Raw genomic sequence first — 22,681 nt, forward strand, 5'->3', positions numbered from 1 at the left:
ACCAAACATGGCTCCAGAGGGGATCCGTGGGGAGTTGCCAAGGCGGCCGCCGATGCCTCCCGAGGCGGTGCGTTTCCGGGAGCTGCTGGCCAAAGTGGGCAGCGGAGAGCACACCAGCACAGGCCTGACCCGCGCTGAGGCCTGTGAGGCCATGGACCTGATGCTGCTGGGTCAGGTGAGCGATGCCCAGCTGGGGGCCTTTCTGATCGCCCACCGCATTCGCCGGCCGTCACCGATCGAGCTCACCGGCATGCTCGAGAGCTACCGGCTGCTGGGCCCCAGCCTCCGTACCCCGGGGCGCAAGCCCCTCTGCTTCGGTGTCCCCTACGACGGCCGCAACCGCACGGCACCGGTGCTGCCCCTGCTCGCCCTGGTGCTGGCGTCGGCGGATCAGCCGGTGGTGCTGCATGGCGGCGATCCCATGCCGGTGAAGTACGGAGTCACCCTGGCTGAGTTGTTCGCGGCCCTGGGGATCGAATGGCGCGGCCTGAGCCTGGAGGCGGTGCAACAGCGGCTGGATCGCCACGGCCTGGCCCTCACCCACCAGGCTGATCACTTTCCCAGCGCTGAGCGGCTCCTCCCTGTGCGCGACGCCATCGGCAAACGGCCGCCGGTGGCCAGCCTGGAGTTGCTCTGGACACCCCACCAGGGGGAGCACCTGCTGGTGAGCGGCTTTGTGCATCCCCCCACGGAAACCCGTGCCTGGGAGGCCCTGGGCCATGCCGACGAAACCGATGTGTACACCGTCAAGGGGCTGGAGGGTTCCACCGACCTGCCCACCACCAGGGCCGGCATCACCGCCCGGCTCCGCCACGGGGCCATGAGCCGGATCCTGCTGCATCCCCGCGACCACGGCATCACCGCCCAGGAGGTGGCCTGGCAGAACCTGGAGATCTGGCGCGATCAGGCCCTGGCAGCCCTGGTGGGGGTGGGCCCCCTGGCTGATGCCCTGCTCTGGAACCTGGCGGTGTATTGGTGGCAGGCCGACCGCTGCGAGAGCCTCGAAGCGGGAATGGAGCAGGCCAGAGCCCTGCTGGCGGCCCGCAGCGGCGAACGGTTGCGTCAGGAGCTCTCGGCGTGAGTCTGCACGAGCGCTGCTTCGCCTTCGAGGCGGATTTCGTCGAGGATCTGCGCTGCCTGCCGATGGCCGTGCGCCGCAAGCTCGATCTGGCCGGTGTCAAGCTCAAGCTGAGCCACTGGCATGGCCTGGATCCCAATGAGCGGGCGCGCCTGCTGGTCTGGTCCGACGCGCCTGCTGCCATCGTTGACCTGCGCCAGTGGCTGCAGCGGCGCACCGCAGAGCTGGCTGATGGTCCGGCGAGGGCCATCGATCCGGCCATCGCCGCCGACTGGCAGCAGCTTGAGGCTGTTCCCGAACGCTTGCGGGCGGCCTGCGAGCAGCTCGGATCCGGCGTGGAGCTGGCCCAGTGGCAGAGCCTCGATGAGCTGCAGCGCTTTGCCCTGGTCAAGCTCAGCCATCCCGGGCATGAACACCGCAATCTGCCCAGGGCCCTGATGGAGTTCGGCCTGGGCCTGGGATGTCCGTGAATGCTCGCCAGGGGCTTTCCTGGTAGCAATCACTACGCTGATGTGTTGCGGATTGTGGTGATGTAAGTGTGTTGGTCAGCCTGAGCGCCAGCACCATCGCCGGTTCGGTGCGCTTGATTGCGGAGCCCGTCCGGATTGCGATTGCTCGCAGCCCGACTCCTTCACCTTCCGTTCAGGCTCCATGTCCAATCTTTCGCGCCGTAGGTTTCTGATCACCGCAGCCGGCACGGCAGCCGGTGCTGTCTGGTTGAGTGCGTGCGGTGGCAAGAAGAGCGAGACCAGTTCGGCTCCAGCAGCTGCCGGCTCCGCTGACACCGAAGTCAAAGGAGCGACGCTCGGCTTCATCGCCCTCACCGATGCGTCCCCCCTGATCATTGCCAAGGAGAAGGGGTTCTTCGCCAAGCACGGCATGCCCGATGTGAAGGTGCTGAAGCAGACCTCCTGGGCCGCCACCCGCGACAACCTCGAGCTGGGTGCTGATCGCGGTGGCATTGATGGGGCTCACATCCTCACGCCGATGCCGTATCTGCTCACGGCGGGGACCATCACCAAGACGAGCAAGCCGCTGCCCATGTATATCCTGGCGCGGCTTAATGTAAATGGCCAGGGCCTCTCCCTCTCCAATGAATTCCTGAAGGAAAAGGTCACGCTACAAAGTCCCAAGATCAAGGAGATTGCCGATCGCAAGAAGGCTGACGGCAAGTTGCTCAAGGCCGCCATGACCTTCCCCGGCGGTACCCACGATCTCTGGATGCGCTACTGGCTTTCCGCCAACGGTGTTGACCCGGTTTCGGAAGCGGATCTGGTGGTGGTGCCCCCGGCCCAGATGGTGGCCAACCTCCAGACCGGCACCATGGACACCTTCTGCGTGGGTGAACCCTGGAACCAGCGCACTGTCAACAAGAAGATCGGCTACACCGGTGCGATCACCGGTGAACTCTGGAAGGACCACCCCGAGAAGGCCTTCTCGATGCGCGCCGATTGGGTCGACAAGAATCCCAAGTCAGCCAAGGCCATGCTGATGGCGGTCCAGGAGGCCCAGATGTGGTGCCAGGATCCTGCCAATCTCGATGAACTCTGCGAGATCACCTCGAAAGACAAATACTTCAAGTGCAATGTTGAAGACATCAAGCCTCGTTTGGCTGGCACTTTCGATTTCGGTGATGGCCGCAGCGTCACCGATTCACCTCTGAGGATGCACTTCTGGAAGGAGACCGATTCCTACTCCTTCCCCTACAAGAGTCACGACCTCTGGTTCCTCACCGAAGACATCCGCTGGGGCTATCTCCCCCAGACCACCGATACCAAGGGCCTGATCGACAAGGTCAACCGCTCCGACCTCTGGAAGGAAGCCGCCATCGCCATCGGCCAGGAGAAAGCCATCCCCGCCTCTGATTCCCGGGGTAAGGAAACCTTCTTTGACGGTGTGGTCTTCGACCCCGAGAACCCCAAGGCCTACCTCGATTCGCTCAAATTCAAGGCTCTGGCCTGACCTGATCGGGAACCAGCCCGACTCACCAACGCCTACCCATGACCCTCACTGCTCCCCTCGAGCGGCGGCGCCCCCGCCCGTTCAGTTCTGCCATTCTCAAAGGAATGGTCCCCTATGTGATCTGCATCGGGGCCTTCCTGATCAGCTGGCAGTTGCTCTCGGCCATCCTTGGTGCTGCCCGGCTGCCTGGACCCATTCAGGTGGTGGTGGACACCTGGGATCCCTACATCAGCGATCCCTTTTATGACAACGGGGGGACCAGCAAGGGCCTGGGCTGGCAAATCCTGATCTCGCTGCAGCGGGTGGCGATCGGCTACAGCCTCTCGGGCGTTGTCGGCATCGCCATCGGTGGCCTTCTTGGCCTCAACCGCTTCATCGGTAAGGGCTTTGATCCAGTGATTCAGGTGCTGCGCACAGTGCCACCTCTGGCTTGGTTCCCCATCGCCCTGATGGTGTTCCAGGACGCCAACACCTCGGCCGTCTTCGTGATTTTCATCACCTCGATCTGGCCGGTGATCATCAACACGGCCGTTGGCATTCGCCAGATTCCCCAGGATTACACCAACGTGGCCAGGGTGTTGCGGCTGCGCAAACGCTCCTACATCCGCGAGATCGTGATTCCAGCCACGGTTCCCTATGTGTTCACCGGCCTGCGCATCGCCGTGGGTCTGGCCTGGCTGGCGATCGTGGCAGCGGAAATGCTCAAAGCTGACGGTGGCATCGGCTATTTCATCTGGGACGCCTACAACGCTGGTGGCGATACCAGTGCCAGTCAGATCATCCTGGCGATCGTTTATGTGGGCATCGTTGGCCTTGCCCTCGATCGTTTGGTGGCCTTCGTGGGCTCGAAGGTGAGTGGAGGACACTGACCATGCCAGCTCTATTCACCGTTGACAACGTCACCCAGACCTTCCCTCTTAAGGATGGTGGCAGCTATGTGGCCCTCAAGGATATTTTTCTGAATGTGGCCGAAGGGGAGTTCCTCTCCCTTGTGGGGCACTCCGGCTGCGGGAAATCGACCCTGCTCAATCTGCTGGCTGGCCTCACCCGCGCCAGTGAAGGAGGGATCCTGATGGAGGGCCGGGAGGTCACCGAACCTGGGCCCGACCGAATGGTGGTGTTCCAGAACTACTCGCTGCTGCCCTGGAAATCTGTCCGCCAGAACATCGCTCTGGCTGTTGACAATGTGATGCGTGGCTCCAGTAAGGAGGAGCGCGAATCCATCATTGATTACAACATCAAGCTAGTGGGTCTGACGGCTGCTGCCGAGAAATTCCCCCACGAAATCTCGGGAGGGATGAAGCAGCGGGTGGCGATCGCCCGGGCCCTGGCTCTGCGTCCCAAGCTGCTGCTGCTGGATGAGCCCTTCGGTGCGCTTGATGCCCTCACCCGCGGCAATCTCCAGGAGCAGCTGATGCGCATCTGCGAGGAGGCCAAGGTGACCACGGTGATGGTCACCCACGATGTGGATGAGGCCCTGCTGCTCTCCGACCGGGTGGTTCTGATGACCAATGGCCCTGAGGCCTACATCGGTCAGATTCTCGACGTGCCCCTGGCCCGTCCCCGCACCCACCTCACGGTGGTGGAGGACCCTGGCTACTACAGCCTGCGCGGCGAGGTGGTTCAGTTTCTCACCCAGCAGAAAGAGGCGCGCAAGCGGCGGCTGAATCCCTCGGCCGCGATCGCTGCCAATGATCTCGAGAAGGTGAACCTCACCCTCGGCTTCATCCCCCTCACCGACTGCGCCCCTCTCGTGGTGGCCCTTGAGAAGGGATTCTTCGCCAAACACGGCCTGGATCAAGTCAGCCTCAGGCGCGAGACCAACTGGAAAACCCTGGAGGCCGACCTGCGCCAGGGGGTGATCGACGGCGGTCAGGTTGTGGCCGGGATGCCCCTGGCCATCACCCTGGGCGCCCAGGGCAAGCCGCCCCTGGCCATGGTCACGGCGCTCACCCTCTCCCGCAACGGCAATGCCGTCACCCTCCACCGCCGCTTTCACGACGCCGGCGTGCGCAGCCTTGCCGATTTCAAGGCCTGGATCAGCGCCCATCCCGAGCGCAAGCCGGTGCTGGCGATGGTGCATCCGGCCTCGATGCACAACCTGATCCTGCGGGCCTGGCTGGCTTCGGCTGGCATTGATCCCGATCGCGACGTCCGCCTGATCGTGATCCCCCCGCCCCAGATGGTGGCCACCCTCAAGGCGGGCACCATCGACGGCTTCTGCGTCGGGGAGCCCTGGAACACCCGGGCTGTTCAGCAGCAGCTGGGCACGGTGATCGCCACCGACGCCGATCTCTGGCCTGGTCACTGCGAAAAGGTGCTCGGGGTCCGCGAAGACTGGGCGGCTGCCCACCCCCGCACCCACCAAGCCCTGATCAAGGCGCTGCTGGAGGCCTGCCGCTACTGCCAGGACCCCGCCCATCGCTCCGAAGTGGCCGAACTGCTCGCCAGGCGGGAGTACGTGGGCACCGAGCTGGCCACGATCCGGCCCGGCCTGGTGGATCCCTACGACCGCGGCACCGGTGCTCCGGGTCTGATCCCGGATTTCAACCTGTTCCACGGTGCCCAGGTCAATGCCCCCAACGCCCGCGATGGGCTCTGGATCCTCACCCAGTTGGCCCGCTGGGGGATCACCGCGTTCCCCGAGAACTGGAGCGAGGTGCTTGATCGCGTGCAGCGCCCCGATCTCTTCGCCCAGGCCAGCGCCGAGCTGGCGCCTGAGCCGAGCGCCAACGGCCACCGGCTTCTGCCCGTGCCGTTGTTCGAGAACCAGCCCCTGGATCCCAGTGATCCGATGGCCTACCTCAAGCATCTGGAGGCCTCCAGGGCCATCCGCTACGAAACGATTTCGCTGCCCGAGCGACCCACCACCCTCGAGCCGGCTGCGCCGCTTCGCTGAGCTTCTTCTCCTTCCAACCGATGCAGACCCTCCCCTCCACCGCCGCAGCCACCACCCAGGGATCCGAGCCGTTTCTGGTCATCGATGGGGTCTCGAAGGTGTACCCCACAGCCAACGGCCCCTACACCGTTCTCGATGATGTCCACCTCGAGGTTCGTGAAGGCGAGTTCATCTGCGTGATCGGTCACTCCGGTTGCGGCAAGTCCACCCTGCTCGACATGGTCTCCGGCTTCCGCGAGCCCACCACGGGCCAGGTGCGGCTGGAGTCGGAGCCGATCGTGGAGCCCGGCCCCGATCGCATGGTGGTGTTCCAGAACTACTGCCTGCTGCCCTGGCTTTCGGCCTACGACAACATCGCCCTGGCGGTCAACAGCGTTTTCCCCGAGCTCAAGCGCAACGGCCAGGCCCGGGCCCTGGTGGAACAGCACCTCGCCATGGTGGGCCTCACCGAGGCTGCCGCCAAGAAGCCGGGCAGCCTCTCCGGTGGCATGAAACAGCGGGTGTCGATTGCCAGGGCCCTGGCCCTGCAACCCAAGGTGCTGGTGCTCGATGAACCCTTCGGGGCCCTCGATCCGATCACCAGGGAGGAGCTCCAGGAGGAGTTGCTCAAGATCTGGTCGGAACACAAGATCACGGTGTTGATGATCACCCACGACATCGATGAGGCCTTGTTTCTGGCCGACCGGGTGGTGATGATGACCAACGGACCGGCGGCGAAGATCGGCGAAATCCTTGACCTCCCCTTCCCGCAGCCCCGCGATCGTGCCCGGCTGATGGAGCTGCCCGAATACTTTGATTACCGCAACCGCGCTCTCGATTTTCTCTACCGCCGTTTCGCCCACGACGACACGTGAGGACAGCCCTTCCGGTCCATCAGTCCTTCGGCCAGCTGTCGATGGCGGTTGGCCAGACCCTGCTGCTGGATGGTGGCCATGCTGCCGCCACCTCCCCGGTGCGGGTCCTTACCGGCATCCTTCGCGTGTTTCTGCTGGCCTCCGCGGGCCAGGAAATCACGATCGGCTTTCTGCAACCGGGTGATGTCTGCGATGCCCTGGCCCTTCGCCGCGACTGGGTGGGCCTCGAAGCCCTCACCCTGGTGCAGATCGAGCGGGTGGAGCGAACCGAAGTGGTGCGTGATCTCACCGATCTCAGCACCTGGACTCTGGAGTTGCTGATGATCCGCCACCACCCGGACACGGAGAAGCGACTGAGGGCGCTGCTGGCCTTACTGGTGGAGCGGCTGGGACGGCGCAATGGCCTCTGGTACGAATTGCCGATCCGGATCACCCATGAGCGCCTGGCCGAGTTGATCGGCAACACGCGCGTCACGGTCACCAAGATGCTCTCCCGCTTGCGCCAGTCGGGGTTGGTGGACGACCATCCCACCGGCAGTGGCCCTTTAGTGCTGCGCCTCTCCCCCGAGCTGGTGGAGGCGATGCTGCCGATCGGCTGAGCCCCGGGTGGCGTCCTAGGCCCGCTCCACCTGCACGGCGGCTGCCTTGAGTTCGGGTTGCTTCGAGACCGGGCAGCCCAGGGCATGCATCAGCCGGTTGGCTTCACAGGCCTGTTCCTGGGCGGCTCCCCAGTGCATCGGCAGGAAGACGGTGCCCGGGCGAATGCGCTCGGTGATCTGTACCTTCACGCTCAGGGATCCGCGCCGGGAGCTCACCCTTGCCTGGCCGCCATCCACGAGCTGGCAGCGCTCCGCGTCGGCCGGGTTGATCTCCAGCAGGGGTTCCGGGTGACTCCGTCGCACCCGCTCCACATGAATGGTGCGGGTCATGGTGTGCCAGTGGCCGAGGTACCGCCCCACCGTGAGCACCAGGGGGAAGCTGGCATCCGGCGGCTCCCCCAGACCCAGGGGTTGCTGGGCCAGCAGGCGGGCCTTGCCGTTGGCGGTGTGATAGACGCCCTGGGTGTGCAGTCGCGCCTGGCCGCCCCCCGGCGCTGTGCCAGCCGGGAACGGCCATTGCTGGGGCCCGTGCTCGGCCAGCAGGTCGTGGCTGAGACCGCTGTGGTCGCAGATCCGCCCGGCGGTGATCGCCGCGAACTCGGCGTAGACCTCGGCCGAGGAGCCATAGGCGAACTGCTTGGCAAAGCCCAGCCGCCGGCCCACCTCCGCGAAGATGGACCAGTCGGGGCGGGCTTCGCCGGGGGGCTGCCTGAAGGCCTGCGACAAGGTGACCCGGCGCTCCGAGTTGGTCATCACGCCGGCTTTCTCGCTCCACTGGGCGGCCGGCAGCACCAGGTGGGCCACGGCTTCGGTTTCGGTGCCCGCGTAGGCCTCGTTCAGCACCACCAGGGGGCAGCGGGCCACCGCCTGGCGCACCCGGTCCAGCCAGGGCAGGCTCACCAGCGGGTTGGTGGCCGCCACCCACCACAGACCCAGCTCGCCGCGCTCCATCGCCTCGATCTGTTCCCACACCGAGAGGCCATCGCGCTCGGAGATCGCGCCGGGGGGAAAGCCCCAGTGCTGCTCGATCGCGGCGCGGTGGCTGGCCTCGTGGATCGAGCGGTAGCCGGGCAGCAGCGCGGCCAGGCCTCCGGCTTCCCGTCCGCCCATGGCATTGGGCTGCCCGGTGAGGGAAAAGGGGCCGGCCCCGGGTTTGCCGATCTGGCCGCTGACCAGATGGAGGTTGATGATCCCGGTCACGGTGGCCGTGCCCTCCACGCTCTGGTTCACCCCCATCGACCAGAGGCTGAGCACTCCGGCGCTGGCGGCCCAGATCGCCGCCAGGCGCCGCAGCGCCTCCTCCTCGATTCCGCAGAGGGCGCAGACCCGCTCCGGTGTCCAGCCGGCCCAGAGGGCCGCCAGTTCAGCGAAGCCATCGGCGGTGGCCGCCACCCGCTCGGGATCCACAGCCCCCAGCTGCAGCAGCAGGTGGCCCACGCCATGCAGCAGCACCAGATCCGTGCCCGGGCGGATGGCCAGGTGCAGGTCAGCCGCATCACTGGTGGCGGTGGCACGGGGATCGACCACGATCAGCTGCAGCGCGTCCTTCTGGCGGCGTTTGCGCTTGAGCAGGCGCTGAAAGAGCACGGGGTGACACTCGGCGGTGTTGGTGCCGATCAGCACCACCGTGCCTGCCAGGTCGAGGTCGTCGTAGCAGCAGGGGGGACCATCGGAGCCCAGGCTGAGCTTGTAGCCCGACACTGCCGAGCTCATGCACAGCCGTGAATTGGCATCGAAGTTGTTGGTGCCCAGGGCCCCTTTGATCAGTTTGTTGGCGACGTAATAGTCCTCGGTGAGGAACTGGCCGGAGCCATACATCGCGATCCCACTAGACCCCTGCTCTGCCTGAATAGCCTGGATCCGCTCCACCAGGATTGTGAAGGCCCGCTCCCAGCTGATCGCCTGAAAGGGTTGGTCGCGCTGCTCTCGCCACAAGGGTGTGCTCAGGCGATTGCGGCCCAGGGTCTCGGCCACCGTGGCCCCCTTGACGCACACCTGACCGAGGGAGGAGGGATGCTGCCGGTCACCGCGGACGGTCCAGATGGCCTCGGCGGCGTCTGGGAGGTCTGGACTGTTGGCGTCCGCCGCCGGTGGTTTGAGTTCCAGGCCACAGCCGACTCCGCAGTAGGGACATTGAGCCTTGGCGGGAGCGGGCACTGGGCAGGTGGTGCAACGGGAGTCGCACTCCATGCTCGCCCATGGTCTGCGGTGGCGACGGGAAAAGTGGAGTGAGCGCCGGGGCCTATGGGTCCAATCAAAAAACCTCATCGAACACAGGTTGACCCATAAGAAAAGTGCCGCCTAAGGTTCGCCCACTGACCCCCAGCCGAAGAGACCGATCCACCGTGAGTTCCACCATCCCCACCAGCGTCGAGTCGATCCACGCCGATCGGCCGCACTCCCAGGCTGAGCCGTTGCCGGTTCCCCCAGGCCTGAGTACCCCTCCCCCTGGCGAGGTGCGCTGGTATCAGCAGTTCCGTCGTGTCCAGATCGTTCAGTCGCTCGAGGCGATTCAGGATCTGATCGCGGTGTCGCTCTGCGTGGGCCTGTTCTGCGTGATGGTGCTGCAGATGCGCATCCTCTTCTCCACGCTGCTCTCGGCGCCGCAGTTCCACGCGATCACCGCCGACATCCTCTTCATCCTGATCCTGGTGGAGTTGTTCCGCCTGCTGATCATTTATCTGCAGGAGCAGCGGGTCTCGATCGGTGTGTCGGTGGAGATTGCGATCGTGTCGGTGCTGCGGGAGGTGATCGTGAACGGTGTGCTGGAAACCGACTGGCACCAGATCCTCGCGGTCTGCATGTTCCTGATCACCATGGCCGTGCTGATGGTGGTGAGGGTCTGGCTGCCGCCCACCTTCGCCGGAGTGGATCCGGAAGCCAAGGTCTCGGCGCGCATGAAGTCCGGGCCCTTCACGCGGCAGTGAGATCCAATCCCCCCAGGGCCCCGGTCGGTCTGCTGCTACTGCACGGCTTCAGTGGCAGCACGGCCACCTTCGCTGCCCTGGAGCCCGCCCTGGTTCAGCTCGGATTCGAGGTGCAGGCGCCGCTGCTGCGCGGCCACGGGTGCGACTCCCCCCAGGCCCTGGCCGGAGTCACCTGGTCTGACTGGCTGGACGACGCCAGCGCCGCCCTGTCCGAGCTTCGAGCACGCGCCGGGTCGGTGATTGTGGTGGGCCACAGCATGGGTGCCCTGCTGGCTGCACTCCTGGCCGCCGAGCAGCCAGCGGCGATCGACAGCCTTGTGCTGGCGGCGGCCCCGATCCAGCTGGCCTCCCCCCTGGCGCCTGGAGGCCCCCTTGAGATCCTGACCCCGCTGCTGGGTCGCCTGCTGCGCCGCTGGCCCATGCCCAGGGATTACACCGACCCGGCCCTGGATGCCAGCGATACCAGCTATCGCTGGGTGCCGATGGACGCCCTGCTCTCCTTCCTGCAGCTGAGCGTGGTGGTCCACCGCCGCCTGGCGGAGGTGCATCAGCCGGTCCTGATTCTCCAGAGCCGTGCCGACCGCGTAGTGGCCCCGGCCGCCGCGGATCTGCTCGCCTCCGGACTGGGAACGCCCAGGGAGCAGCTGCGCATGGCCTGGTTCGAGCGCAGCGGTCATGAGCTCTTTCGTGATTGCGAGGAAGGAGCCGTGATCGAAACCGTGCTTCAGTTCGTGAATGAGCGGATCAATCGGCGGCCTGTCGCGCCTTGACCCCAGACCGGAGCTGGCCTCTCTGAGGACCTGCCTGCTCAGCGGTGGTGACAGCCGGCGCATGGGCACCGACAAGGCCATGCTGAGCCACCCCAACGGCGGCACCTGGCTGGAGCAGGCCCTGCAGCTGCTGGCGGGTCTTGGCGCGCCGCTCACCCTGGTGAGCCGCCATCGCGCCCATGGCCGTCTGGCCCGCCAGTTGAACGAGCGGCTTGGGCTGGAGATCGAAGTGCTGCTGGAGCCTCCCCCCCGGGAGGGCCCTCTGCTGGCGCTCACCCGCTTGATGGCGCTCTACCCCGGTCAGCGGCTGTTGCTCGCTCCTGTCGACATGCCCCGGTTGGAGCTGGAGAGCCTGCGGGCCCTGGTGGCCGCCGCCGAGGCCGGCTTTGATCCCGACACCATTCATCTGGCCCATGACGGCCGCCGGCTGCAGCCCCTGCTGGGCCTCTATCCGGCCACGCCATCCAACCGGGCGGCGGCGGAGGCCTTCACTGGCCGGGGCGGGCGCAGCCTGCTGCGCTGGCTCGAGCAGAATCGCTGCGTCAGTGCGGTGGAGCTCGACCCCGCCCAGCTGCTCAATGCCAACACCCCGGGCGATTGCCGGCCAGGGCCGGGCGACGGTTTCAGCGGGTCTGCGCCAGGCTGAGACTCCGGCAGCCGGCCGCCCAGGCCGGGCAGATGTGGCAGCTCCGACCCTTCCCCTCGATCAACTGGGCCGCCCGGCTGGAGTGTTGCGTCTCTCCCTCACCGCCCGCTGCAACCTCGCCTGCCCTTACTGCTGCCCTGACAGCCATGACCCTCCGGAGCTGCTGACCCTGACGGAGCGGGTCCAGCTGGTGAGCGCCGCGGCGGACCTGGGCTTCGGCCGGTTGCGGCTCACCGGCGGGGAGCCCCTGCTGCACCGGGGTCTTGAGGAGCTGGTGTCTGCCCTGCAGCCCCTGCGCGGTCCTCAGGCCAGCTCGGGGTCGCCGGGGCTGAGCGAGATCGCCCTCACCACCAATGGGGTGCTGCTCAGCGCCCAGCGGGCCCAAGGCCTGCGGGCGGCCGGCCTGGATCGGATCACCGTGAGCCTCGATGGCACCGATGGCGCCAGCGTGGCGCTCATGGCAGGCCTCGCCGGCGGGGTGGCGGCCGGGGAGGCCGTGCTCGACAAGGTGCTGGCCGCCCTCGACCATGCGAGTGCCGCCGGTTTCGATCCTGCGGGCGGCGCCCTCAAGCTCAATGCCGTGATCGCCAGGGGCCGCAACGAGCATCAGCTGCTGCCCCTGGCTGAGCTGGCCCGCCAACGGGGGATCGAGCTGCGGCTGATCGAGTTCATGGACGTGGGCAACCGCAATGGCTGGCAGCCGGATCTGGTGCTGCCCGCCGCCGAGATGGTGCGCCGGATCGGTGCCCGCTGGCCCCTGGTGCCCCTGGGGCGCCAGGCCCATGGCACGGCCAGCCGCTGGCGCTATCGCGATGGGGCCGGCCATCTGGCTGTGGTGGCCTCGATTTCCGCTCCGTTCTGCGGCGACTGCGACCGGCTGCGCATCACCGCCGATGGGGTGGCCTACACGTGTCTGTTCGCCTCCAGTGGTCTTGACCTCAAGCCCTGGCTGCGGCGGCGCGCACCTTCTGCCGCTGGGGAGACCCTTGGAGGGGCCATGCGGAGCCTCTGGAGCCAACGCCACGACCGTTACAGCGAGGAGCGCGCCGAAGAGCAATCTTCAGGGACTGTCACAACTCAACGCTCCCATGCCGAGATGGCTTATCTGGGGGGGTGATGATTGAGCTGACGCCCATGCGCTCAGCTGTCAATCGCTTTCCTGTCCATGCGCCACACGTTTCAGCTCGCGCTCGCCATCTCGGTGATCAGCTTGCCGCTGGCGGCGATCGCCCTGCCCTTCAAGCCAGATCCCACCTCCTTTGCCATTTAGGGCTTCCTGAAGATCTCCAGACCGCTTGCAGTGCAGTGGATCTGGGCACTTCTATGGCGGTATAATGTGCGCAAATCGGCTGGATTGAGCCGAAAAGCTGCACCAAGTTTTCCACATGTACCGCCGCAAGGAAGGCAATCAGCTCTCCTTTGATGATTTCTTCCTCCCATTCGGCGGGAAGCTCTCGGGGGATAACCGCTGGGTGAAGTTGGCGGATCTGATCCCTTGGGATGAGCTGGAGCATCACTACGCCTCGCAGTTTTCAAAGGGGTTCGGAGCGCCTGCCAAGCCTTTTCGCATGGCCCTTGGTGCCTTGATCATCAAGGAGCGCTTGCAGGTCACCGACGAAGAGCTCGTTGAGCAGATCAAGGAAAATCCCTATCTTCAGTTCTTTCTTGGCTTGGAAGGCTTCCAGTTCGAGGCACCGTTTGATCCCTCGATGATGGTGTATTTCCGTCGTCGGCTGCCAGAGAAGACCATCAATGACTGCAACGAGCGGATCGTCCGGCATGGCAAACAACAAATTGCGCAGAATAAACAAGGCGACAATGATGATCCTGATGATGGTGACGGATCAGTGCCTGCCGCTCTTGAACGCCCCAGCCAAGATGCGAAGGCGCCCAAGAGGCATCAAGGAATCCTTCTGATTGACGCCACATGCGTGCCCAGCGATATTCGCTATCCCACTGATCTCTCTCTTCTCAATGAAGCCCGCGAAACGACAGAGAAGCTGATTGATGAGATGCACAAGCAAGTGCGTGATGTGTTTGGCCACAAACCAAGAACCAACCAGCGTCAGGCCCGTCGTCAATTCCTGGCGGTGGCCAAGAAGAAGCGTCCGCGCCTCAGCAAGATTCGCAAGGCCATTGGTCAGCAGCTCCGGCATCTGGCTCGGAACCTGTCCAGTATCGATGCTCTGATCGCCTGCGGTGCAAGAGTTTTGGCGGCTGGTCGCCATTGGTATCGCAAGCTGTTGGTGATCAGTGAGCTGGTGAGGCAGCAAAAGATCCTGTATCACTCAGACACCAGAAGTATTCAGGGTCGAATCGTCAGCTTGACACAACCTCACATCAGGCCAATCGTTCGTGGCAAGACCAGAAATAATGTTGAATTCGGTGCCAAGATCTCGATCTCGGTCAGTGGCGATGGGTTTGCATTCCTGGATCGTCTCAGCTGGGATCCCTACAACGAAGGAGAAGACCTAAAATCCCAGGTACGCACTTTTCACCGTCGCCATGGCTTTTATCCAAAGGTTGTCTGTGCTGATCAGATCTATCGCACACGATCCAATCGCGCCTTATGCATGAGGCATGGAATTCGCTTGAGCGGGCCGCGTCTTGGCAGGCCAAAAAATGATCCTGATCTCGTCGCTGCAGAGAAGAAGATCGCTCTCGATGATCAGAGGCAACGCAACGGTGTAGAGGGGAAGTTCGGCCAAGGGAAACGCCGTTTCGGGCTTGGGCTCGTTCGTGAGAAGCTGGCCGAGACCTCAGGTTGCACCATCGCCATGAATCTGTTGGTCATGAACCTCGAGAAGCTCCTGGAGCTTCTTTTTGTATTGATTGCCATATTCCAAGGCTTGCTAATGGTATGTATCGCCTCTAAGAGGCGCCCCACGCTGCTCATTTCATCGGGACTGAGTTTGGCTACATGCTGAGATGATCACGGCGCAGGCATCTCTGGATCAGAGGCTGGCCCGAGCAATAGCTTTTTCAGGAGGCCCCATTTATCTCGGCAAAAAAGCGATGGAGGATGGATCGCGGGTGACGTTCTCCAACCTGGTCGGTTGTGCCGCCAGCGGCAAGGGCATGAAGGAGACCTACAGCTGCCAGACGGGCGACGCTCTGCTCATCACTCCTGCGGGAGTGCAGCGCTCGTGCAAAGCGGTGGTTCGCGACGGCCGCCCCGGAATCACCTGGACGGCCAGGTCCAATGGCGTGGGTTCCTGGCAGGGCAACCTGGTCTGTCCTCCTCTCCCCGAGACCAGCTCAGGAATGGGTGAGGTGGTGACGCCCCAGTGATCAATGACGCTGGGGTTCAAATCGATGTGGTGGTGAACTCAGTTGTGTTGGTGAAATCAGCCACGCGGAGCTGCCGGCAATAGCCGCGAAAGCAACTCAGTGCCGCCCGGTGCCGCTCGGCCGATTCGGCCATGCAGGCATCGATCAGGCAGGTCACGCTGTAGCCGCGATCGGCTGCGTCCTTGACGGTGTGATCGATGCATTGATCGGTGAGCAGGCCGGCCACCACCAGTTCGGTGATGCCGATGTTGCGCAGGAGATAATCGAGGTTGGTGGAGTTGAAGGGGGAGGAGGAACTCTTCGGCAGCACCAGTTCATCGGGCCAGGGGGCGAGGGGCTCGATCACCCGGGTCTCCCAGCTCCCCGGTGCAAAGCCCAGCCCGGAGCGCTTGTAGTCGAGGCTGCGATCGCGGCCATCGGCGGTGAGGTTGGCGATCACGGTGTGGATCACCTCCATGCCGCTCCGGCGGGCGTGGCCCAGCGCCTGCTCCAGCCGGGGCAGGACCGCCGCCCGGAAGTGGGCGTCGAAGCCGTCCCGACCGCAGGTGCCGTTCTGGACATCGACCAGGAGCAGGGCCGCTGGAGCCAAGGGGATCGCTGACCGTGGCCTCCACGATGGCCGGCACCGCCGAATCGGGCAATGATTTCCCGGTGAGAGCCTGCCTTGCCGTGCCGGACCTGCCCAACGCCATCGACAGCTGCGACGCGGATGACGACTTCGCCACCGCGCTGATGGCCGAGCTGCTGGAGCGCGGGCTGCGCCGGCTGGCGATCACGTTCGTGAACCACGCCGGATCGGTGCTGGTGAAGGCGGTGCCGCTGGAGCGGCTGCCGCTTGTGTCACGCCAGGGGGTGGGTTTTTCACCGGTGGCCGATGCCTTCGGGGCCACGGGTCTGATCGATCCGCAGCAGTCGCTGGCGCGGCCTGATGGTGACCTGCGGCTGAAGCCCGATCTCGCTGCCCTGCGCCCGCTCGACCCTGGTGGCGGCTGGGCCTGGGCCCCCGGCATTCGCCATGAGCGCAACGGTGAGGTGTATGCCCTCGATCAGCGCGGCTTCTGCGCCCGGCAGCAGGCTGCCCTCGCCGCTGTGGGACTGAGCGCCCAGGCCGGTTTCGAGATCGAGTGGATGGTGGGGCTGCCTCAGCCGGCTGGCGGGGCTGGCGGCTGGACCCCGGCCGTGGCGGGTGGCCCCTACGGCGCCGATCGCCTCGTGCAGGGGCTCGATTACCTCACGGCCATGGCCGAGGCCCTCGATGCTGCCGAACTGCCCTGGCTGCAGCTGCACCCGGAGTACGGCGCTGGCCAGTTCGAGCTGTCCCTGGCGGCGGCGGCGCCGCTCGAGGCCGCCGATCACCTGGTGGTGGCGCGCCTGGTGATTCAGCAGGTGAGCTGCCGCTTTGGCTGGGTCTGCAGCTTTGCCCCTGTGGTGACGCCTGATCTGGTGGGCAATGGTGGACACCTGCACCTGAGCGTGGCGGAGCAGGGTGTGCCGCTCCTCGGTGGCGGCGCGGGCACCGCTGGCCTCACTCCCCAGGGGGAAGCGCTGCTGGCGGGCCTGCTGGCGCAGCTGCCGGCGCTGATGCCCCTGGCTTGCGCCCTGGCGGTGTCGTACAAGCGGCTGGCTCCAGGCCGCTGGGCGGCACCCTTCCAGGTGTGGGGGGTGGAGAACCGGGAGGCGGCGCTGCGTCTGGTGCCGGCGGGAGGCGGTGAGTCGGGCCACCTGGAGCTGAAGGTGGCTGACCTCAGCGCCAACCCTTACCTGGGGCCTCCTGAAAAAGCTATTGCTCGGGCCAGCCTCTGATCCAGAGATGCCTGCGCCGTGATCATCTCAGCATGTAGCCAAACTCAGTCCCGATGAAATGAGCAGCGTGGGACGCCTCTCAGAGGCGATACATGCCATTAGCAAGCCTTGGAGTATGGCAATCAATACAACAAGAAGCTCCAGGAGCTTCTCGAGGTTCATGACCAACAGATTTATGGCGATGGTGCAACCTGAGGTCTCGGCCAGCTTCTCACGAACGAGCCCAAGCCCGAAACGGCGCTTCCCTTGGCCGAACTTCCCCTCTACACCGTTGCGCCGCCTCTGATCATCTAGAGCGATCTTCTTCTCTGCAGCGACGAGATCAGGATCATTTTTTGGCCTGCCAAGACGCGGCCCGCTCAAGCGAATTCCATGCCTCATGCAAAAGGCGCGGTTGGATCGTGTGCGATAGATCTGATCAGCACAGACAACCTTTGGATAAAAGCCATGGCGACGGTGAAAAGTGCGTACCTGGGATTTTAGGTCTTCTCCTTCGTTGTAGGGATCCCAGCTGAGACGATCCAGGAATGCAAATCCATCGCCACTGACCGAGATCGAGATCTTGGCACCAAATTCAACATTATTTCTAGTCTTGCCACGAACGATTGGCCTGATGTGGGGTTGTGTCAAACTGACGATTCGATCCTGAATACTTCTGGTGTCTGAGTGATACAGGATCTTTTGCTGCCTCACCAGCTCACTGATCACCAACAGCTTGCGATACCAATGGCGACCAGCCGCCAAAACTCTTGCACCGCAGGCGATCAGAGCATCGATACTGGACAGGTTTCGAGCCAGATGCCGGAGCTGCTGACCAATGGCCTTGCGAATCTTGCTGAGGCGCGGACGCTTCTTCTTGGCCACCGCCAGGAATTGACGACGGGCCTGACGCCGGTTGGTTCTTGGTTTGTGGCCAAACACATCACGCACTTGCTTGTGCATCTCATCAATCAGCTTCTCTGTCGTTTCGCGGGCTTCATTGAGAAGAGAGAGATCAGTGGGATAGCGAATATCGCTGGGCACGCATGTGGCGTCAATCAGAAGGATTCCTTGATGCCTCTTGGGCGCCTTCGCATCTTGGCTGGGGCGTTCAAGAGCGGCAGGCACTGATCCGTCACCATCATCAGGATCATCATTGTCGCCTTGTTTATTCTGTGCAATTTGTTGTTTGCCATGCCGGACGATCCGCTCGTTGCAGTCATTGATGGTCTTCTCTGGCAGCCGACGACGGAAATACACCATCATCGAGGGATCAAACGGTGCCTCGAACTGGAAGCCTTCCAAGCCAAGAAAGAACTGAAGATAGGGATTTTCCTTGATCTGCTCAACGAGCTCTTCGTCGGTGACCTGCAAGCGCTCCTTGATGATCAAGGCACCAAGGGCCATGCGAAAAGGCTTGGCAGGCGCTCCGAACCCCTTTGAAAACTGCGAGGCGTAGTGATGCTCCAGCTCATCCCAAGGGATCAGATCCGCCAACTTCACCCAGCGGTTATCCCCCGAGAGCTTCCCGCCGAATGGGAGGAAGAAATCATCAAAGGAGAGCTGATTGCCTTCCTTGCGGCGGTACATGTGGAAAACTTGGTGCAGCTTTTCGGCTCAATCCAGCCGATTTGCGCACATTATACCGCCATAGAAGTGCCCAGATCCACTGCACTGCAAGCGGTCTGGAGATCTTCAGGAAGCCCTACCTGCTGGCGGGCGCGGTGCTGGCGGTGGTGCAGGACGCCCTGCGGCGGCCCCAGTCGCTACCGCCTCCACTGACGGGGGATCCCGCCGCCGCGACCCCGGCTGAGGCCCCAAGGCTTCCCCAGACCCTCACGGAGGCGGTGCGGGCCTTCAAGGCGAGCCCGCTGTTGCGGGAGGCCATGGGTGAGCGGCTGCAGCTCACCGTGGCGGAGGCGCGCTGGGCGGAGGTGCGCCGCAGTGATGCATTCACCGATGAGGTGTTGATCGCCACCACCCGCGCCTGGCCCTCATGACCAGCCCCAGACCTGCACCCCCTGAACCCTGGCCGCCGAGCAGACTCGCCGCTGGTGGGAGCCTGCTCGGGTTCCGCCAGCGGCGATCGCACGGTGCCTGATGTCCACATCCGAATCAGCACCAGCTCAGTCTGGCTCGCTGCTGCAGATCCTCGGGGTCAGTTTCGGGATCGCCGGGGCGGTGGGGGGCACGATCGGGGCCGGCATCCTGCGCACCCCAGGGCTGGTGGCCGAGCAGCTCGGCAGTGCGCCCCTGATCGTGGCCGCCTGGGTGGCGGGGGCGCTCTATGCCCTGTTGGGGGCCTTCGCCGTGGCCGAACTGAGCACCAGCATGCCCCGGGCCGGCGGCTGGACCGTCTACGCCCGGCGGGCCCTGGGGGATCAGGCCGGCTTCTCCGTGGGCTGGATCGACTGGGTGGGCCACTGCGCCGGCCTGGCCTGGGTGGCGGTCACCATTGGCGACTACACGATCGGCCTGCTGCCGGCCCTGCCCGTGGGCAGCAAGGTGGTGGCCCTGCTGGTGCTGCTGGCCTTTGCGCTGATTCAGCAGCTGGGCCTTGAGGCCGGCAGCCTCAGCCAGAAGATCCTCAGCCTGGGCAAGGCCATCGCCTTCCTCGGCCTGATCACGGCCTGCTTCCTGCACCCTCCGGTGAGGGAGCTGGCGGGCCTGTCCGAACCTCTGCTGGAGGCCGCGGGCCCCGCTGATCCACTGGCGGCTGGTGGGATCAGCCTCGGCATCGGCGCGGTGTTCGCCATGCAGGCCGTGATCACCACCTACGACGGCTGGCACAGCCCGATCTATTTCGCCGAGGAATTCGCCGAGCCCAGCAAGGATCTGCCCCGATCCCTGGTGGGCGGCGTGCTCAGCGTGGCGGGTCTGTATCTGCTGGTGAACCTGGCCCTGCTGCGGCTGTTGCCCGTCTCGCGCATCGCCGGGTCGGTGCTGCCCCTGGCCGATGCCGCCGAGGTGATTTTCGGGTCGTGGAGCTCCCAGCTGATCGTGGTACTGGCGCTGATCTCCTCCTTCGGCCTGGTGAATGCCGTGGTGATGGGCGCGCCGCGCATCCTCTACGGCCTCAGCCGTGATGGCCTCTTCCTGCCACAGTTCGCGGCCGTGAGTGCCGGCGGCACCCCCGTGCTGGCGCTGGTGCTGACCGCCTCCACGGCGGGACTGCTGGTGGCGTTCGGTGATTTCACGATCCTGCTGGGGATCGCCTCCTTCCTCTACGTGCTGCTGTATCTGAGCGGCATCACCTCGCTGCTGCTGCTGCGCTGGCGGGAGCCTGGCCTGGAGCGGCCCTTCCGCGATCCGGGCTATCCGATCAGCGCTCTGATCGTCTGGCTGGGCTCCCTGGCCTTCCTGATCGCCGCGATCCGCAACGACACCGCCAACAGCGCTGCTGCCCTCGGCCTGATCCTGCTCAGCTTGCCCCTGCACCAGATGACGCGGCGCCTGGCACCGTCGCCAGAGGCCTGAGCCCGCCGCGCACCAGCACCGGCACCCGCTTGTAGGCCGGAGTGCCGCTGCGGGGATCCACGGGAGCGCGGATGATCGCGTTCACCTCCGGATAGAACATCAGTGCCGCGCCCTCGCGGATTTCGCCGGGGATGATCTCGATGCCCTCCAGGTGGCCGGCCTCTCCCTGCACCGTCACCCGCTGGTGGGCAGCCAGGCCGGAGCGGGCCAGGTCGGTTCGGTTCATCAGGATCGTCTGGCGGTGAGGCATGGCCCGGTAGGCGTCGCCCGCCTTGTACACCACGGTGTTGTGCTGGCCGTAGCTGCGGGCCGTGATCAGGGCCAGGACCAGACCGCTCTCCCCCGGCGCCAGGCCGCCGAAGTGGGTTGGTTCGGGGAGCTCCAGCGCCGGCAGGGGTGTGGGCTCCATCCGTGCTTTCCCTGATGGCGTGGGAAAGCTGGGCCGCTCGAACACCCGCCCTTCCACGCTGAATTCCTGCCTGGTGGCATCGATGCCGGCAATCGGGCCATAGCCGGGCACGGTGCGGGCGATCAGCTGGCGCACGTAGACAGGGTCCTGCAGGCGGCCCCAGTCGATCGGATCGTGGCCCATCAGCCGCCGGGCCAGCTCGGCGAGGAAACCCACCTCACTGATCAGGTCGGCGCGTTTGAGGTGGGTGCTGCCGGGTTCGTTCAGGCGCACGAAGTTGTTGCCCGATTCGGTGGTCGTGCGGTGCGGCGTCTCGAAGCGGTTGAACACCGGCAGCACCAGGGTCTGGCGAGCGCCGAGGCCGTGGAAATGCCCCTGGTTGGGCTTGGTGGCCAGATACATCACGGTGTCAATGCGGCCCAGGGCGCGGCGGGCCTCCTCCGAATCAGGGTTGGCGCCCCAGAGGTTGCCTCCCAGGCAGAGCAGGGTGTCCACGGCCCCAGCGCCGGCCGCCTGGATCAGGGCTCTGGTGTCGTAGCCGGGCACGCGGCTGAGCGGGCGGCCCAGCAGCGCCTCGAGGGCCTTCTGCATCTCGGCGCGCAGCTTCACAGTCACGCCCATGGAGCCGAAGCCCTGCACGTTGGAGTGGCCGCGGATCGGCATCGTGCCCGCTCCGGGGCGGCCCACGTTGCCGCTGAGCAGGGCCGTATTGGCGATGGCATGGACGTTGGCGGTGCCGTTGGCGTGGTGGGTGATCCCCATCGCCCAGGCGAACACGACCCCGCTGGAGCGGGCGATCACGGCCGCGGCATGCTCCAGTTCCTCGCGGCTGAGGCCGCAGCAGGCGGTGATCGCCTCCCAGCTGGTGACTTGCACCTGCTTCAGCACCGCTTCGGCACCTTCGGTGTGGGCGGCGAGGAACTCCCTGCGGATCTGGCCGGCCTCCAACAGCGCCTTCTGGATGCCCAGGAACACGGCCGTGTCGCTGCCTGGCACCGGTTGCAGGAACAGCGAGGCGATCTCCGAACCCCGCAGCATCGACCTGATCGGGAAGGCCGGCGAGCCGAACTTGAGCAGGCCCACCTCCAGCACCGGATTGATCACGATCACGCTGCCGCCGCGCTCGCGCAGGCGGATCAGCTCGTTCATCAGCCGCGGGTGGTTCGCCGGGGCGTTCGAGCCCACCAGCACCACGCAGTCGGCCTGTTGCAGGCTTTCCAGGCTCACCATCGAGGTGCCCGAGCCGAACACCGCGTTCAGCCCCACGGTGGAGGGGGCATGACAGAGATCGGAGCAGTCGGCCAGGTTGTTGGAGCCCAACGCCCGCAGCAGCAGCTGCAGCAGGTAGGCGGCCTCGTTGGAGGAGCGGCCGGAGCTGTAGGAGGCCAGCCGCTCCGGCGGCACCCGGAAGGCAGCCTCGGCGATGGTGAAGACGTCGTCCCAGGCGAGGCGTTCGTAGTGGCTGGTGCCCTCGCGCAGGATCAGGGGATGGCTGAGGCGGCCGAGGCGATCGGCCTCCAGGGAGCTCAGGCGCTGGAGCTCGCCGAGACTGCGGCCGGAGAAGACGGACTCCGGCACAGCGGGCTGCAGCTCCGCACCGATCGCCTCCACGCTCTTGAGGCAGCGCTGCAGCGGTTCACCCAGCTCGTCGCGGAAGCCGCCGTTCTGGCCGCCCGTACCCCAGGCGCAGGAGAGGCAGGCGCTCTTGTGCAGAAGGGTCTGCCAGAGCAGGGGGCCCTTCGGGGAAAGGGTGGCCTTGGCCCAGCCCTCGATCACCGGCCAGCCGCCGCCGAGCTCAGGGGCGCTGCTGGACCCGGGCGGTTCTGCCTTCACGAAGCTCCCTGCGGTGGCAACCCCTTCAGGATGGCGTGCCCCGCCGCAGGCAGCGCCGCCCCCTTGGACCGATACGATCCACGCGGCTTCCAGGCAGGGTGCACACGCCGCGGATTTTTTACGCCTGCCTGGGACCAGGCTCGGACCGTCAAGG

Annotated in this window: 20 protein-coding genes; 16 read left to right on the forward strand and 4 right to left on the reverse strand. The window is 65.2% G+C overall.

Annotation, left to right across the window (positions count from 1 at the left end; translation table 11 throughout):
• Positions 1-52: 52 nt before the first annotated feature.
• The 7 genes from WH5701_RS14055 (at position 53) to WH5701_RS14085 (ending at position 7,392) form a co-directional block, all read left to right on the forward strand.
• The gene (locus WH5701_RS14055) at positions 53-1,081 is read left to right on the forward strand and encodes a hypothetical protein (protein WP_006173162.1); all 1,029 of its coding nucleotides are present in this window, start codon (positions 53-55) and stop codon (positions 1,079-1,081) included.
• Entirely contained in the window at positions 1,078-1,548 is a 471-nt protein-coding gene (locus WH5701_RS14060) for a nitrate reductase associated protein (protein WP_006173163.1), read from the forward strand. The genes WH5701_RS14055 and WH5701_RS14060 overlap by 4 nt, the downstream gene beginning before the upstream one ends.
• A gap of 181 nt (positions 1,549-1,729) precedes the next feature.
• On the forward strand, positions 1,730-3,040 hold the full coding sequence (locus WH5701_RS14065; RefSeq protein ID WP_006173164.1) for a CmpA/NrtA family ABC transporter substrate-binding protein: 1,311 nt from the start codon (positions 1,730-1,732) through the stop codon (positions 3,038-3,040).
• Positions 3,041-3,078: 38 nt separating this feature from the next.
• Positions 3,079-3,909, forward strand: coding sequence for a nitrate ABC transporter permease (gene ntrB / locus WH5701_RS14070; RefSeq protein ID WP_006173165.1), 831 nt, complete (start codon positions 3,079-3,081; stop codon positions 3,907-3,909).
• 2 nt (positions 3,910-3,911) lie between these two features.
• The gene (locus WH5701_RS14075) at positions 3,912-5,939 is read left to right on the forward strand and encodes a nitrate ABC transporter ATP-binding protein (protein WP_006173166.1); all 2,028 of its coding nucleotides are present in this window, start codon (positions 3,912-3,914) and stop codon (positions 5,937-5,939) included.
• A 20-nt stretch (positions 5,940-5,959) separates the two neighbouring features.
• Positions 5,960-6,793 carry a nitrate ABC transporter ATP-binding protein gene (locus WH5701_RS14080; RefSeq protein WP_006173167.1) on the forward strand — a complete coding sequence of 278 codons (834 nt, stop codon included), beginning with the start codon at positions 5,960-5,962 and terminating at the stop codon, positions 6,791-6,793.
• A gap of 41 nt (positions 6,794-6,834) precedes the next feature.
• On the forward strand, positions 6,835-7,392 hold the full coding sequence (locus WH5701_RS14085; RefSeq protein WP_006173168.1) for a Crp/Fnr family transcriptional regulator: 558 nt from the start codon (positions 6,835-6,837) through the stop codon (positions 7,390-7,392).
• 15 nt (positions 7,393-7,407) lie between these two features.
• Here the strand turns inward: WH5701_RS14085 and WH5701_RS14090 are convergent, their stop codons facing one another.
• The gene (locus tag WH5701_RS14090; protein ID WP_006173169.1) at positions 7,408-9,582 is read right to left on the reverse strand and encodes a molybdopterin oxidoreductase family protein; all 2,175 of its coding nucleotides are present in this window, start codon (positions 9,580-9,582) and stop codon (positions 7,408-7,410) included.
• A gap of 242 nt (positions 9,583-9,824) precedes the next feature.
• Between WH5701_RS14090 and WH5701_RS14095 the strand changes: the two genes are divergently transcribed.
• From WH5701_RS14095 to WH5701_RS14120, 6 genes are all read left to right on the forward strand, one after another.
• Complete coding sequence (locus WH5701_RS14095; RefSeq protein WP_037981604.1) at positions 9,825-10,319, forward strand: phosphate-starvation-inducible PsiE family protein; 495 nt, start codon at positions 9,825-9,827, stop codon at positions 10,317-10,319.
• Entirely contained in the window at positions 10,316-11,089 is a 774-nt protein-coding gene (locus tag WH5701_RS14100; protein WP_006173171.1) for a carboxylesterase, read from the forward strand. The genes WH5701_RS14095 and WH5701_RS14100 overlap by 4 nt, the downstream gene beginning before the upstream one ends.
• Positions 11,055-11,735: a molybdenum cofactor guanylyltransferase gene (locus tag WH5701_RS15875; RefSeq protein ID WP_006173172.1), complete on the forward strand. Its 681-nt coding sequence runs from the start codon at positions 11,055-11,057 to the stop codon at positions 11,733-11,735. Before WH5701_RS14100 ends, WH5701_RS15875 begins: the two co-directional genes overlap by 35 nt.
• A gap of 34 nt (positions 11,736-11,769) precedes the next feature.
• Complete coding sequence (locus tag WH5701_RS14110) at positions 11,770-12,852, forward strand: GTP 3',8-cyclase MoaA (protein ID WP_037981143.1); 1,083 nt, start codon at positions 11,770-11,772, stop codon at positions 12,850-12,852.
• Between the two features lie 268 nt (positions 12,853-13,120).
• On the forward strand, positions 13,121-14,662 hold the full coding sequence (locus WH5701_RS14115; RefSeq protein WP_006173175.1) for an IS5-like element ISSysp4 family transposase: 1,542 nt from the start codon (positions 13,121-13,123) through the stop codon (positions 14,660-14,662).
• Between the two features lie 106 nt (positions 14,663-14,768).
• Entirely contained in the window at positions 14,769-15,026 is a 258-nt protein-coding gene (locus WH5701_RS14120) for a hypothetical protein (RefSeq protein ID WP_156776768.1), read from the forward strand.
• A gap of 16 nt (positions 15,027-15,042) precedes the next feature.
• On the opposite strand, the gene WH5701_RS14125 is transcribed toward WH5701_RS14120, so the two are convergent.
• Positions 15,043-15,615, reverse strand: a complete 573-nt coding sequence (locus WH5701_RS14125) for a cysteine hydrolase family protein (protein ID WP_006173177.1) — start codon at positions 15,613-15,615, stop codon at positions 15,043-15,045.
• Positions 15,616-15,629: 14 nt separating this feature from the next.
• Between WH5701_RS14125 and WH5701_RS14130 the strand changes: the two genes are divergently transcribed.
• Positions 15,630-16,829, forward strand: a complete 1,200-nt coding sequence (locus WH5701_RS14130) for a putative glutamine synthetase (RefSeq protein ID WP_006173178.1) — start codon at positions 15,630-15,632, stop codon at positions 16,827-16,829.
• 27 nt (positions 16,830-16,856) lie between these two features.
• Here the strand turns inward: WH5701_RS14130 and WH5701_RS14135 are convergent, their stop codons facing one another.
• Entirely contained in the window at positions 16,857-18,398 is a 1,542-nt protein-coding gene (locus tag WH5701_RS14135) for an IS5-like element ISSysp4 family transposase (RefSeq protein WP_006170113.1), read from the reverse strand.
• A 41-nt stretch (positions 18,399-18,439) separates the two neighbouring features.
• Here WH5701_RS14135 and WH5701_RS14140 point away from each other — a divergent pair, with 41 nt between their 5' ends.
• Together WH5701_RS14140 and WH5701_RS14145 are read left to right on the forward strand one after the other, a co-directional pair.
• Positions 18,440-18,808 carry a putative glutamine synthetase gene (locus tag WH5701_RS14140; protein ID WP_006173179.1) on the forward strand — a complete coding sequence of 123 codons (369 nt, stop codon included), beginning with the start codon at positions 18,440-18,442 and terminating at the stop codon, positions 18,806-18,808.
• 100 nt (positions 18,809-18,908) lie between these two features.
• On the forward strand, positions 18,909-20,285 hold the full coding sequence (locus WH5701_RS14145; protein WP_037981152.1) for an APC family permease: 1,377 nt from the start codon (positions 18,909-18,911) through the stop codon (positions 20,283-20,285).
• Here the strand turns inward: WH5701_RS14145 and WH5701_RS14150 are convergent.
• Complete coding sequence (locus tag WH5701_RS14150) at positions 20,230-22,527, reverse strand: FdhF/YdeP family oxidoreductase (RefSeq protein WP_006173181.1); 2,298 nt, start codon at positions 22,525-22,527, stop codon at positions 20,230-20,232. The genes WH5701_RS14145 and WH5701_RS14150 overlap by 56 nt on opposite strands.
• Positions 22,528-22,681: the final 154 nt, after the last annotated feature.

The organism is Synechococcus sp. WH 5701 (assembly GCF_000153045.1).
GTDB lineage: Bacteria > Cyanobacteriota > Cyanobacteriia > PCC-6307 > Cyanobiaceae > Regnicoccus_A > Regnicoccus_A antarcticus.

Bases quoted from the DNA above. Each gene is read 5' to 3' on its own strand.
- WH5701_RS14055 (WP_006173162.1), top strand. From the start codon at position 53: ATGCCTCCCGAGGCGGTGCGTTTCCGGGAGCTGCTGGCCAAAGTGGGC.
- WH5701_RS14065 (WP_006173164.1), top strand. From the start codon at position 1,730: ATGTCCAATCTTTCGCGCCGTAGGTTTCTGATCACCGCAGCCGGCACG.
- ntrB (WP_006173165.1), top strand. From the start codon at position 3,079: ATGACCCTCACTGCTCCCCTCGAGCGGCGGCGCCCCCGCCCGTTCAGT.
- WH5701_RS14075 (WP_006173166.1), top strand. From the start codon at position 3,912: ATGCCAGCTCTATTCACCGTTGACAACGTCACCCAGACCTTCCCTCTT.
- WH5701_RS14080 (WP_006173167.1), top strand. From the start codon at position 5,960: ATGCAGACCCTCCCCTCCACCGCCGCAGCCACCACCCAGGGATCCGAG.
- WH5701_RS14085 (WP_006173168.1), top strand. From the start codon at position 6,835: ATGGCGGTTGGCCAGACCCTGCTGCTGGATGGTGGCCATGCTGCCGCC.
- WH5701_RS14090 (WP_006173169.1), bottom strand. From the start codon at position 9,582: ATGGAGTGCGACTCCCGTTGCACCACCTGCCCAGTGCCCGCTCCCGCC.
- WH5701_RS15875 (WP_006173172.1), top strand. From the start codon at position 11,055: ATGAGCGGATCAATCGGCGGCCTGTCGCGCCTTGACCCCAGACCGGAG.
- WH5701_RS14115 (WP_006173175.1), top strand. From the start codon at position 13,121: ATGTACCGCCGCAAGGAAGGCAATCAGCTCTCCTTTGATGATTTCTTC.
- WH5701_RS14135 (WP_006170113.1), bottom strand. From the start codon at position 18,398: ATGTACCGCCGCAAGGAAGGCAATCAGCTCTCCTTTGATGATTTCTTC.
- WH5701_RS14145 (WP_037981152.1), top strand. From the start codon at position 18,909: ATGTCCACATCCGAATCAGCACCAGCTCAGTCTGGCTCGCTGCTGCAG.